This is a genomic window from Vibrio sp. 99K-1, assembly GCF_013114585.1.
In the GTDB taxonomy this organism is placed as follows: Bacteria; Pseudomonadota; Gammaproteobacteria; order Enterobacterales; family Vibrionaceae; genus Vibrio; species Vibrio chagasii_B.
Genome location: NZ_VTXF01000048.1, coordinates 20,206 through 32,056, shown reverse-complemented (window position 1 = coordinate 32,056; position 11,851 = coordinate 20,206). Strand labels below are relative to the sequence as shown.

The window sequence follows — 11,851 nt, the reverse complement described above, 5'->3', positions numbered from 1 at the left end:
AACGTATAAAAGTGAAACTAAAAGGCCTGACTCCGATAGAATATCGAACTCAGGCCTTGAAAGCCGCTTAACAGAAATGTCCAACTTTACGGGGTCACTTCACTCTGGGGCTTTTTAAACATTTGACGGTTAATATAATCAGCGGTTTTCTATCAACATGGTGCCAGCGCCGGTATTCGACACAGGTGCGTGATAGCTGCTTTTCAGCACATTAAGCTCGCCCGTCAATGCACCACGCATACCAAGCCACATAATGAATTCCGCACCTTGCGCACCACCCTGCTCTACTAGGTCGTAGATCGAAAGCTTAGTCAGCTCTTCTGGGTTGTCGATCAGCTTCTTCATGCAGTAAAGATCAAACTCTTTATTGATAAAGCCAGCACGCTCACCGTCCAACTGATGAGAAAGACCACCAGTGCCAAGCACAACAACCTTCAAGTCTTTATCGTAGCTTTCAACGGCCTTACCAATCGCTTTACCTAGGTCGTAACAACGCTTAGGTGATGGCATTGGGTGCTGCTCTACGTTGATACATACCGGAATCACCTTCATATGACCGTAGCTGAAGTTTGGCCACATCAGCTGCATTGGTACAGTTAGTCCGTGGTCAACTTTCATCTCTTGGCAGATGGTAATATCAAACTCGTTCTCAACCAGTTCGTTACAAATGTGCCATGACAGCTCTGGGTCACCGTTGATCTCGGGAATAGTCGGAATACCCCAACCTTCATCGGCATTCTTATAACTTTGTGCTGCACCAATCGCAAAGGTCGGTTTCTTATCAAGGAAGAACTCTAGGCCGTGATCGTTATAAAAAACGACCGCAACATCAGGTTGTACTTCATCTAACCAGTGGTGAATCGGTGGATACGCATCAAACAGAGGCTTCCAGTATTCAGTTTGTTGTAGATTGTTCTCAATTGCTTTACCAATTGAAGGAATGTGGGAAGTGGTAATTCCGCCAACGATCTTTGCCATAACTATTTCCCTGCCTCTACTAACATCTGTTTAAATTCTTCAACTGTCATACCCGTTTGCATCGCACCAATATCTTGCATGTTGAGTCCCAACATACCGACGAATTTAGCAAGGTAATAGATACTGCCACCCTCGGCGATCAACCCTAAAACATCGCGCTCCTTGATTGCCGTCTTTTGAGCTTCCGTCAGGCCATACTTGTCACAGTAAGCCATTTCATCGGCTGAAAACGCATCACGCCCCGCTTGTTCGTTGAGTGAATGACACATCTTGTTCAAGCCATAGCCTTTGCGCGCCATCGCGCCATCAAACATAGTCGTGCCGGGGATCGGCTTATTATTTAGGTAAGTCATGTTACACGCTCTCCGGCCAGTAAAGTTTCATTGGGTTAGTGACGAGTAGTGCTTGCTGTTGCTCCACCGTAGTGGCAATTTGTGGAATCACATCCACTAAGTGGCCATCGTCTGGAGTGTGTGATTTCATGTTTGGATGTGGCCAGTCGGTACCCCAAAGTACGCGGTTTGGAAACAGATCAACCAAGGTTTTAGCGAACGGCACCACATCGGAGTAATCCGGTGGCGTTTGCGTCAAACGCTCTGGGCAGCTCACTTTGCACCAGATATCTGGGTTACGCTCCATCAGGGAAATAAACTTACCAAACTCTTGGCTATCAACACCTTTTGTCACGTCAGGACGCCCCATGTGGTCAATCACTACCGTCATGTTGAGCTCTTCTAAAAACGGCGTTACATCATCAATATCTTGCGCTTCAAAGTAGACCACAACATGCCAACCTAATGGGCGGATCTTCTCAGCAATTGCTTTAAGCTTTTCAGTTGGTACCGTATCAACCAAACGCTTCACGAAGTTAAAGCGAACGCCACGAACGCCAGCTTTGTCCATCGCTTGTAGCTCTTCGTCTGTGACGGTCTCGTCAACAAATGCAATGCCACGAGCTAACTCACCAGCGGTCTCTAGCGCATCAACAAGCGCGCGATTGTCGGTACTGTGGCAAGAAGCCTGAACAATCACATTACGGCTAAAGCCTAAGTGATCACGCAGGGCAAAAAGCTGCTCTTTTGACGCGTCGCACGGGGTGTACTTACGCGCCGGAGAGTAGGGGAATTTAGCCGCAGGGCCAAAAACGTGACAGTGGCTATCCACTGCGCCTTCTGGCACCACAAACTTCGGCTTGCTTGGATTTGGGTGGAACGGTAGGTAATCAGCGTCCATGTTTCTTCCTTGTTATTTTCAGCAGGCTTACAGTCCAAATACGGTGCCATCGAACAGCTTTCTTGCTGTGCGAAGGATCGCGGCGGACTTGACTTGATTTTGTTCAACGTCTAACACTACGCTCATCTTTCCGGTTGGGTGTTCAACATCGATATGTATTTGTTTTTCTATTTCGACTTCAGCAAGTCGCTTTGCTGGGGCATCATTCAAGATGCAGGCACTCGCGACACTCACCGCACCTAGCACGCCAATCGACGCATGGCAGCGATGTGGGATAAAAGTACGCGTTGAAATACCACCACCATATTGAGGTGCGCTCACCAGTGTCATTTTCGGCACACTTAGTTCACGAACATCGCCGAGATTCATCATTGGCCCAGCTTGCAGGCGAATCGACTCCAGACGCTGCTTAAGTTCTGCGTTGTCATCCAATTGCTCGCGGGATTCGTCACCAGTAAGGCCAAAATCTTGAGCTTTTAGCACCACGACAGGCATACCGTTATCAATCAGAGTTACGCTCATGCCGTCAATCACGTCGACTTCATTCCCCGTTGGCAACAGAGCACCGCAGGTAGAGCCAGCCGTATCTTCAAAGCAAACCGCTAGCGGAGCCGCGGTATTAGGGACTCCATCAATATGGCAGTCACCAGCATAGGTCACTTGCTTGTTTGGGGTTTGCACGGTAACCGTTGCTACTTGCTGCGTGTTCTCCATGAAGATGCGAACCGAGGTGTGACCCTCTTGCGCCTCTACTAGTCCACGTTCAATCGCAAACGGTGCAACACCCGCTAAAATATTGCCACAGTTTTGTTTGCCACTAATAAGCTTTTGGTCAACAAATACCTGTTGAAATAGGTAGTCAACGTCGACGCCTTCACGTTTTGACGATTCCACTATCGCAACCTTAGAGGCTAGTGGGTCTGCACCGCCAATTCCGTCGATCTGTCTTGGGTCGGGGGTGCCCATCATCGACAACAAGAACTGCTCACATGCTTGCTCGTCCTCTGGTAAATCCTTACGTAGGAAATAGGCTCCCTTTGATGTACCAGAGCGCATCCACATGCATTGTGCACTGAAGGGATGGCTAGACATATTTCAAACCTTTCTCTTCTAGGCGGCCGCGCATTTGATAGATGTCCAGACCCAACTCGCCGTTCGCTAATCGAACACGCTTTGCTTCTTCACGTTCCATGCGCGCTAATGATTCATGCAGAACCTCTTCCGCTTCCTCACGACGTACAACCACAACGCCATCTTCATCAGCGACCATCACATCGCCTGGGTAAACCAGAGCACCAGCACAGTTCATTGGCACGTTCACCGAGCCTAGTGTCTCCTTGATGGTACCTTCACTGAAGATCGCCTTAGACCATACTGGGAAATTCATTTCACGCAGGTCACGAGTGTCACGTACGCCACCTTCAATGATAAGGCCGACCACACCACGCGCTTGCGCCGATGTCGCTAGCAAGTCGCCAAAGAAGCCGTGATTAGAAGGGGAAGTCGGTGCAAATACTAAGAAGTCACCCGCTTTTGCTTGCTCTATCGCTACGTGCATCATCCAGTTATCACCCGCTGCACCTGAGATGGTCAATGCAGAACCCGCAACCGCCTCGCCTTGGAAAATTGGGCGCATATAGTGAGCCAATAAGCCTTTTCGACCCTGAGCTTCATGAATGGTCGCTACACCACATTGACGCAGGCCTTCAATAAGCTCTTTATCTGCGCGCTGAATATTTTGTACGACGACGTTGTTCTGCATTTGTGTTCCCTCTTAATACATTTCGGCAGGTGAATCCCTTCAAAGGTGGTTACTGCTCGCTGATGCATTCACTATAAAGAGGTGCTGACAAAGGCGATATTTCAATTATTTCGCAAGGTATAAGATTTTGAGATAGGGAGTGCAATTGCACCAGTTACCGCTTAGGTGCTGCGCCCTGCGTTATCAGTAATCTTCAAAAATTGAATGGGTGTTAGGAAAAAACAATTATCGCGAGAAAGAGGGTTTTGCTAGCGTAGTAACAAATAACGATAAGGAGTGAATCATGATTCAATGTCGACTCATAGGGCAGAACATCCAACGTTCTCAATCGCCAGATTTTCACAATGCCCTTGCTGAAAAACTTAATATTGAACTGCACTATCAACTCGAAGAGCTGACTACTAACAGCGCAGAAGCACTCCACCAGCACACTACTGACTTGTTCGACAACGAGATTGATTCAGCTAACGTTACCTACCCCTACAAAGAACAAATACTATCGGTCGCCGATCAGCTCGCGCCCTGTGCCAAGCGAGTCGGTGCGGCTAACACCCTGGTTAAACGTGACCAACAGATCACGGCTTACAACACAGACTACAGTGGCTTTATCGCTGCATTTAACCAATTTGGTCAGCACAAGCTGGGCAAAGTGGTGGTGCTTGGTTGTGGTGGCGTCGGCAAAGCAATCTGCTTTTCACTTGCCGATCTCGGTGCGACAGAGATCGCAATCTATGACCGTGATCTAACAAAAATGAATAGCCTGGCGAAGCTGCTTGCGGCTGAGAATATAGATACCGTATGCTTGAATGAAACGACGCTAGAAACAGCGGTACAGAAAGCAGAAGGTGTCCTCAATTGCACGCCCATCGGTCATTATCAAACACCCGGCAGCCCAATTGAGGCCTCTTGGTTGCAGGAGCAGGCTTGGTGTTTTGATGCCGTATACATCCCACGGGAGACAGAGTTTCTAAAAGCCGCACAGCAGAAATCTATCAAGACGTTGAGTGGCTTTGAGCTCTTTTTCCATCAAGCGCATGACGCGTTCACCCTGTTCACTGGTACCCAAGTTTCAACTCAACAACTCAATACTTTTAAGCAAACACAGCTTGCGAATTTACGTTAAGGACAATGACTCAATGAAAAAAATCTTAATACTCAATGGACCAAACCTGAACCTACTTGGCACACGTGAGCCTGCACAATACGGCTACGAAACACTGGCTGACGTAGAAGAAAACTGCCGCAAAGTTGCTGCAGAGTATGGTTATGACGCTGAGTGTTTTCAAAGCAATACCGAAGGCAGCCTAATTGATGCTATCCACAAAGCGGGCCGCGAGTTTACTCAAGGTGAATGCGCTGGCGTTGTGTTTAACCCGGGTGCTTACACGCACACATCGATTGCTCTTCACGATGCGATTAAAGGGGTTGAAGTACCTGTGGTTGAAGTCCACATCTCTAACGTGCATGCACGCGAAGCTTTCCGCCATCACTCCTACATCTCACCTGTCGCTGCAGGCACCATCATAGGTATGGGCACAAAAGGCTATAAATTAGCGTTAGATTTTCTGTTAGATAAGTAATTAAACTGAATACGTTGAGAGGCGCTTTGAAGAAGTCATTGTAAGCAGATCGGCTTGAGCAATGCCCTATCAATCGCAGTCACTATCTAAAGTAAGGGAGCATCGCTAAGTTGCTCCCTTAATCTATTTAACTCGTCTCGAAATCAGTAAACATCTAACTTCTCTGAGTACAACTGAGAAAATCGTGTGGGTTACGAGTCTATCTCTACCGTGATCTCGGTTTTTACAGAATTGGCAATGAAGCAGTTACTGTGCGCCAGATGATGCAACTTTTCGAGCTGTTTATCCGATGGGCGCTTATCACCAACAAATTGGATTTGGGGTTTAAGCGTCACATGGCTAACCCAAGCTCGCCCCGCTTTATCCTCTTCAAGAACACCAATCGCATCATCAACGTAAGACTCAATGACGTACTTTTGTTTAGCGGCAATGCCCAAAAACGTCAGCATATGACAACTGGCAATAGCCGCAATAAAGGCTTCTTCGGGATCAACATTTTCCTCAACGGAAAGTGGTAGTGGCACAACGTGAGGCGATGACGACGCTTGTACAATAACGCCACCATCGAACTCCCATGTATGTCCGCGACTGTATTGGTTATCGCTAAAAGCCTCATCTTCGCCTTTCTGCCAGCGAATCAGGGCACCATAATCAGACATGTTTTCTCCTTAGCGATCCGCAGGGTGGTTCACACCATCGTTAGTTACCACATCACCAATATCAAAAGGGTTCACCCCTTCCAAACAACCAATATTGAACCCGTATTCATTTGGGCTAGAACGGCGTTGATGATGGGTATAGATACCACAGTTCGAACAAAAGTAGTGCTTCGCGGTGTTGGTATTGAATTGATATAACTTTAGATGCTCGGCACCTTTGAGGATCTTGATACCATCCAACGCAACAGAACCAACAATCGCGCCTTTTCGACGACAGATAGAGCAATCGCAGCGACGCGGCTTTTCGATTCCGTTAGGCAGGCTGAGCTCTAACTCCACCGCACCGCAGTGACAGGTGGCTTTGTGAAAAGGTTGGATCACGGTGTTACCGACTAGTTTCATGAGCACTCCTTGTACTGATTACTTTTCATCCATCATATCTTGATTTGTTATTTTGGTAAAAAAATGTGTTTTCCGACAAATATATAGCGCATGTTTTCATTACATAATTTAAGCTAAATTTCGACATCACTGACTCTATCGTCACCTAAACAGCAATGACCGAGTCATATTCAAATTATTTAATCTCTTTCTACAGGGCACACCTATATGAATCTCAATCTGATTAAACACTTTCTCGCAGCCTATGATTTCAAGAGTATTTCGAAGGCAGCAGAACATATGAATATGACTCAACCATCGATGACCGCCGCGATCAAAAACTTTGAAGAGCAGAGCGGAAAAATCATGTTTTATCGCACCAGCCGTTCAATTCAACCGACAGAAGATGCGCATTATCTTGCTGAGCAATGTCGAGAAATATTAGGCCGCCTCGACTCAGTTTTTAAAGAAGAGAGAAAGCTAAAAATCTGCTGCCCAGAAGTGATCATGCAGGCACTCCCTGGCTATGAAGGGGTCTACTTTGTTGAAACTTCCGCCATTGAATACAGCACTTTGGACAAACTAAGGACCGGAGAGGTGGATGTTGTTATCGACGATATCTCTGTTACTGATCACTCTTTTATTGTTGAATCGATCGGCTCTCAAAAGCTCGCACTCGCATGCCGTAAAGACCACCCAACGATTGGCGATACCATCTCACTTGAGCAGTTCAAAAACGCCGAGCACATCATGCTGCGCCTAAAAGACAAAAATGTAAGCGCACTAGAAACCCGAACTGAAGAAGCCTTTGATCGTAACGTGGTTCGAGAAGTTTCCGGTCAATCGAATCTACTGCTGAACGCCCGTAACTCTGACGCAGTGTGTATTGTCAGCGAATCCATGTTTGATTTAGCAGAAGAGCTAGGGCTAAAAGTCCTAGAACCACCATTTACGCTGCGTGACTACGAAATGAAAATGATTTATCACAAACGCAGTATTCAAGATCAAAGACATGCTCAAATTCGAGAGCACATCAAAAAGCATCTAACAACACCCTCAAACAGATAAATAAAAACTATACAAAAAGTGATAAGTCGTAATTAATGACAAAGTAACCTACTTTGCATAGATAAAATCTATGTTTCTTATAGCTACTACCCAATGGTTCGCCGCTTAAGAACTGCCTAATATATCGTCATCAACGAGGCACATTACATAACCTCGTATCCTTCAACTTTTGAAGAACGACGAAACAGGATGGATTCTGAGTCTGATTCATACGAAATACAGAACCAGGGTAACACTATGAAAAAAACCATTATTGCTCTCTCAATTTTAGCGTCTTGTCATGTGATGGCTCACTCTCATCATGCATCAGAACGTTTAACTCACGGCGACCACGACCACTCATTCGATATGAGCGAGTACGATGTTGTACTTTCTAACAACTATGATCCGTTTGCTAATGGCATTGAGTTTCTCTCTCCAACCATGTCTGCTGAGCAGCAAAGTTACTTTCCTTTGTCTGAAAATGCCTCGACAAAACTAGCGGGGTCATTCCCAGAAATAATTTGGCGAGGTGAGCCTCTATTCACGCCTGAGTACAACAAAGAAAACATGGAAAAGGCTCTACAAGAAGGCAAAATTCATCCAGAGTTAGCAGCAATGGAAGAAGCAATGACCAACCCTGTGATCTTTAAGCTATCAGACCGCATGTACAACGCATTTGGTTTTGAGGGCGCTTCAATTACCTTCCTTCAAGGTGACATAGGACTGATCATTATCGACGCTGGTTCAACAGCAGAAACCGGTGAAGCCATGCTGTCAGCTTATCGTGAAGCGACAGGGGATGAGCGTGAAGTTCATACGATTTTCTATACTCACCACCACCCAGATCAATGGGCAGGAACCGAGGGGCTAGCAACGCGAGAAGACTTCGAATCTGGCAAAATTAATGTCATCGCTCATGTTGATTTCCAAAAGAAAATGAATGAAGAGTCTGGCATTTACCTTAATCAACAGTCGATTCGAACCGCGTATGCATTTGGTGCCTTTATCCCTCATAACAATGACTACGATAAAGGGGTAAACCAAGGTGTTGGCTACCCAGCAGACATCGTGATGCAATCGCAAAACAAATCCTTCTTCGCGCCAAATATCTTAGTTGACGATCTGATGATCATGAAGGTCGATGGCCTTACATTGGAGTTTTTCCACACACCTGGTGAAGCGCCAGATGGTGTTGCACTCTACGTACATGAAACGGGAGACATGGTCGGTGGCGATACCATTCAAGGTGAAACCATTCCAAATCTCTACACCATTCGTGGTGCAGAGTACCGTGACGGCCTTGAGTGGGCAGATTCTATAGACCGCATGCGCCGCTATCAGCCAAAAACGCTTTCGCTACACCACGGCCGTTCTGCAGTCAGCCAAGAGCGTGTTGAAGATGTGATGAAAGCCTACGCGGATTCACTGCGCTACATGCAAGATCAAACGGTTCGCCATATCAACAAAGGCTATACCATGCATGAGCTTTCGGACAGCATTCGCCTTCCAGAAGAACTCAAGGATCATGACTACTTGCGCCCGCTGCGTGGCTCAGAATATCAAAATGTTGCCAATATCTATGCTGGCAATGTCGGTTGGTTCAATGGTGATGCCAGTGAGTTTGCGAAGCCACCACACAAGGACATGGCGCAACTGTATGTTGATATGATGGGAGGCCCAGACGCCATTAAAAAGGCCGCGGACCGCATGATCGAAAAACAACAGTACGGTGAAGCGATGCAGATCCTAACGCATGTTATCCGCATCGATCACAGCGATATGTATGCTCGTGGACAAAAAGCCGTTGCACTAGAGCGTTGGGGCTGGGAACAATCGACTCCGGGTTGGCGTCACTGGGCACTCACAGGTGCAGCAGAGCTTCGCGGAGAATTAGATGGTGTACTCGATACAATGAACTTCTTCGGCGATGCCAGCAAGTTCGCTGAGGCACCAACCGATGACGTGATGTCACTGATTCCAACTCGCCTTATGGCCGAGCAACTGAACACCAACGAGACGTACGTTATCAACCTTGTTGTGGATGGAAGCCCATACCTTGTGAACGTGTCTAACCGCACGATGGCTGTCGACAATGGTTTTAGCTCCGAGAGCGCCGATCTAACGGTCGAGATGTCAAAACAAGACCTTGTTCATTTGTTCCTAGTCAAAGACATCACTGTTGAAGAATCAACGGCGAAGGCAACCAAGGGTGATATCAAGCAACTTCAACGTTTAGTTGACGTAATTGATACCTTCTCTCCGTTCTACTTACACCTTCGCTAACCCCAAAAACATAACCCGTGCCTCATATATTTGAGGCACGATAAGAGGTGCCCATGATAGACAAAGATACCTTTATCCCAAGAGCGTTAGCGGTTGCCATCGTTGTATTTCTATTATTTTCGTAACTTGGAAATCAACAACTCGAGTTGACGCAATCTCCAAACCGCTCAAACAAGAAATCAAGAAACAGCCGGATACGCTTCGGCTGATATTTCTTGCTGATGTACACCACATTCAAATCGGCACTCGACACTGACATCGCGGTGTTGAAGTTCTTCATGTAACCGTTTAGCAAAGTCACAAGGCGTTGGTTATTGATGTCGTCTTGCACATCCAGTACTGATTTAAGGGCAATGCCCTCACCTTTTAATGCCCAGTAGCGAATCACTTCACCGTCGTCTGAGAATCGCTTTGGCACAACGGTAATCGACTTCTTCATGTCGTGATCTTGGAAGTGCCATGTTTTCAGTTCTTCATTGCTGCGCAGCATTGCTAAACAGTCGTGTTCAACCAAGTCTTGCGGCGTTAGGGGCGTACCATGCTTGGCAAGATATTCAGGAGAAGCACAGAGCACACGTCGGCTTGGTGACAAGCGCCTAGATATCAAACTGCTGTCGACCAACTCTCCGTAACGAATCACCACATCCATGCCCGACTCAGCAATGTTCGATAGGTTATCGTTCAAATACAGGTAAGGGACCACGTCGGGATATTGCTGACAAAACTCCGACAAGATTGGCAGGATGTACTGCTTGCCGATGTCTTTCGGCGCGGCGATTTTGAGTGGACCTTTGACTTCTTTGACACCATTTTGAATCAGGTTTTCTGCTTCGCTAACGTTATCTAATATCTCCAAACACGCCTTGTGATACAGCTCGCCAGAGTCGGTCAAAGACACATGACGCGTACTTCGATTCAGCAACTTCACACCATATCGTTCTTCAAGTGCCTGAAGCCTTGCTGTCATGGTCGCAGGCGATAAACCTAGCTCCCGCCCAGCTGCAGCCAAACCTTGATGCTTCACGATACTGACGAACATCGCCATGTCTGAAAACTTATCCATGCTACTTCTTCCTCGTCACACTGTTCATTTCAACCGAATAATGAATTCACATTTTAGCCAATTATCAAAATTAATCGAATAAATATAATGGCAACCATCAGCAGAACACGCAGGAATTCAGAACATGAACAACGTAGTAACGAACCAAGAAAAAAGCACTTTCGTCATCATTGGTGGCACGTCAGGTATCGGCAAAGCATTGGCGATGCAATTGAGAAACGAAGACAACACGGTACACATTGCTAGCCGACACACAGGCCTTGATATCAGCAATGAAAAGTCGATTTGCGAATACTTCGAATCCATTGGTCCCTTCGATCATTTGGTGGTCACTGCTGGCTCATCTGCTCCGGCAGGAAAGGTGACAGACGTTGCGCTTGAAGACGCAAAAACGGCATTTGATACCAAGCTTTGGGGCAGCCTAAACGTCGCAAAACATGCGGCACGTTACATCAAACCCAAGGGTTCTATCACGCTCACCACAGGCATGTTGTCTCGCAAAGTAGTGGCTGGTACTTACGTAAAAACCGCCATCAACGCCGCGCTAGAAAGTGTGACTAAGGTGCTTGCAAAAGAACTCGCACCTATTCGCGTCAATGCCGTCAGCCCGGGCCTAACCATGACTGAAGCCTACAAAAACATGGACGATTCCACTCGTGCAAGCATGTACGACAACGCCAAAAACAACCTACCAGCAGGCAAGGTTGGCGAAGCTTCAGAGATAGCCATGGGTTACCTGTTCGCGATTAATAACCCATACGTAACTGGGTCAATCATCGACATCGATGGCGGTGCGCTACTCGGCTAAAACACCTCGCAAAGACATAAAGAACAACCGTTAGGACGTGTACCTAAGCGTCCT

13 protein-coding genes are annotated in these 11,851 nt (G+C 46.9%); 5 read left to right on the top strand and 8 right to left on the bottom strand.

Annotated elements, in window-relative coordinates:
* Positions 1-138: 138 nt before the first annotated feature.
* From F0228_RS24790 to F0228_RS24770, 5 genes are read right to left on the bottom strand one after another with little or no spacing between them, the layout of a single operon-like run.
* On the bottom strand, positions 139-978 hold the full coding sequence (locus F0228_RS24790; protein ID WP_061034043.1) for a class III extradiol dioxygenase family protein: 840 nt from the start codon (positions 976-978) through the stop codon (positions 139-141).
* Positions 979-980: 2 nt separating this feature from the next.
* On the bottom strand, positions 981-1,331 hold the full coding sequence (locus tag F0228_RS24785) for a protocatechuate 4,5-dioxygenase subunit alpha (RefSeq protein WP_105058664.1): 351 nt from the start codon (positions 1,329-1,331) through the stop codon (positions 981-983).
* Position 1,332: 1 nt separating this feature from the next.
* Positions 1,333-2,211, bottom strand: coding sequence for an amidohydrolase family protein (locus F0228_RS24780; protein WP_105058663.1), 879 nt, complete (start codon positions 2,209-2,211; stop codon positions 1,333-1,335).
* Positions 2,212-2,238: 27 nt separating this feature from the next.
* Complete coding sequence (locus F0228_RS24775; protein WP_171762991.1) at positions 2,239-3,303, bottom strand: 4-oxalomesaconate tautomerase; 1,065 nt, start codon at positions 3,301-3,303, stop codon at positions 2,239-2,241.
* On the bottom strand, positions 3,296-3,973 hold the full coding sequence (locus F0228_RS24770) for a 4-carboxy-4-hydroxy-2-oxoadipate aldolase/oxaloacetate decarboxylase (RefSeq protein ID WP_171762990.1): 678 nt from the start codon (positions 3,971-3,973) through the stop codon (positions 3,296-3,298). The genes F0228_RS24775 and F0228_RS24770 overlap by 8 nt, the downstream gene beginning before the upstream one ends.
* Before the next feature lie 283 nt (positions 3,974-4,256).
* Here F0228_RS24770 and F0228_RS24765 point away from each other — a divergent pair, with 283 nt between their 5' ends.
* Together F0228_RS24765 and aroQ are read left to right on the top strand one after the other, a co-directional pair.
* Positions 4,257-5,096 (top strand): ThiF family adenylyltransferase, encoded by an 840-nt coding sequence (locus F0228_RS24765; protein WP_171762989.1) that lies wholly within the window; start codon positions 4,257-4,259, stop codon positions 5,094-5,096.
* 13 nt (positions 5,097-5,109) lie between these two features.
* Positions 5,110-5,553 carry a type II 3-dehydroquinate dehydratase gene (gene aroQ, locus F0228_RS24760; protein ID WP_008216825.1) on the top strand — a complete coding sequence of 148 codons (444 nt, stop codon included), beginning with the start codon at positions 5,110-5,112 and terminating at the stop codon, positions 5,551-5,553.
* A 191-nt stretch (positions 5,554-5,744) separates the two neighbouring features.
* Here aroQ and F0228_RS24755 read toward each other — a convergent pair whose 3' ends face one another.
* Positions 5,745-6,212 carry an OsmC family protein gene (locus F0228_RS24755; RefSeq protein ID WP_171762988.1) on the bottom strand — a complete coding sequence of 156 codons (468 nt, stop codon included), beginning with the start codon at positions 6,210-6,212 and terminating at the stop codon, positions 5,745-5,747.
* Positions 6,213-6,221: 9 nt separating this feature from the next.
* The gene (locus tag F0228_RS24750; RefSeq protein ID WP_171762987.1) at positions 6,222-6,614 is read right to left on the bottom strand and encodes a GFA family protein; all 393 of its coding nucleotides are present in this window, start codon (positions 6,612-6,614) and stop codon (positions 6,222-6,224) included.
* Between the two features lie 207 nt (positions 6,615-6,821).
* Here F0228_RS24750 and F0228_RS24745 point away from each other — a divergent pair, with 207 nt between their 5' ends.
* Both F0228_RS24745 and F0228_RS24740 read left to right on the top strand, forming a co-directional pair.
* Entirely contained in the window at positions 6,822-7,661 is an 840-nt protein-coding gene (locus F0228_RS24745; protein ID WP_171762986.1) for a LysR family transcriptional regulator, read from the top strand.
* A 237-nt stretch (positions 7,662-7,898) separates the two neighbouring features.
* Positions 7,899-9,926: an alkyl sulfatase dimerization domain-containing protein gene (locus F0228_RS24740; protein ID WP_253820338.1), complete on the top strand. Its 2,028-nt coding sequence runs from the start codon at positions 7,899-7,901 to the stop codon at positions 9,924-9,926.
* A gap of 133 nt (positions 9,927-10,059) precedes the next feature.
* Here F0228_RS24740 and F0228_RS24735 read toward each other — a convergent pair whose 3' ends face one another.
* Complete coding sequence (locus F0228_RS24735; protein ID WP_171730323.1) at positions 10,060-10,989, bottom strand: LysR family transcriptional regulator; 930 nt, start codon at positions 10,987-10,989, stop codon at positions 10,060-10,062.
* A 124-nt stretch (positions 10,990-11,113) separates the two neighbouring features.
* Here F0228_RS24735 and F0228_RS24730 point away from each other — a divergent pair, with 124 nt between their 5' ends.
* Positions 11,114-11,797, top strand: a complete 684-nt coding sequence (locus F0228_RS24730) for an SDR family oxidoreductase (protein WP_171730322.1) — start codon at positions 11,114-11,116, stop codon at positions 11,795-11,797.
* The last annotated feature ends 54 nt before the right edge of the window (positions 11,798-11,851 follow it).

Coding starts and splice junctions, on each gene's coding strand:
- F0228_RS24780 (WP_105058663.1), bottom strand. CDS start 2,211: ATGGACGCTGATTACCTACCGTTCCACCCAAATCCAAGCAAGCCGAAG.
- F0228_RS24770 (WP_171762990.1), bottom strand. CDS start 3,973: ATGCAGAACAACGTCGTCGTACAAAATATTCAGCGCGCAGATAAAGAG.
- F0228_RS24750 (WP_171762987.1), bottom strand. CDS start 6,614: ATGAAACTAGTCGGTAACACCGTGATCCAACCTTTTCACAAAGCCACC.
- F0228_RS24785 (WP_105058664.1), bottom strand. CDS start 1,331: ATGACTTACCTAAATAATAAGCCGATCCCCGGCACGACTATGTTTGAT.
- F0228_RS24735 (WP_171730323.1), bottom strand. CDS start 10,989: ATGGATAAGTTTTCAGACATGGCGATGTTCGTCAGTATCGTGAAGCAT.
- F0228_RS24755 (WP_171762988.1), bottom strand. CDS start 6,212: ATGTCTGATTATGGTGCCCTGATTCGCTGGCAGAAAGGCGAAGATGAG.
- F0228_RS24790 (WP_061034043.1), bottom strand. CDS start 978: ATGGCAAAGATCGTTGGCGGAATTACCACTTCCCACATTCCTTCAATT.
- aroQ (WP_008216825.1), top strand. CDS start 5,110: ATGAAAAAAATCTTAATACTCAATGGACCAAACCTGAACCTACTTGGC.
- F0228_RS24730 (WP_171730322.1), top strand. CDS start 11,114: ATGAACAACGTAGTAACGAACCAAGAAAAAAGCACTTTCGTCATCATT.
- F0228_RS24765 (WP_171762989.1), top strand. CDS start 4,257: ATGATTCAATGTCGACTCATAGGGCAGAACATCCAACGTTCTCAATCG.
- F0228_RS24775 (WP_171762991.1), bottom strand. CDS start 3,303: ATGTCTAGCCATCCCTTCAGTGCACAATGCATGTGGATGCGCTCTGGT.
- F0228_RS24745 (WP_171762986.1), top strand. CDS start 6,822: ATGAATCTCAATCTGATTAAACACTTTCTCGCAGCCTATGATTTCAAG.
- F0228_RS24740 (WP_253820338.1), top strand. CDS start 7,899: ATGAAAAAAACCATTATTGCTCTCTCAATTTTAGCGTCTTGTCATGTG.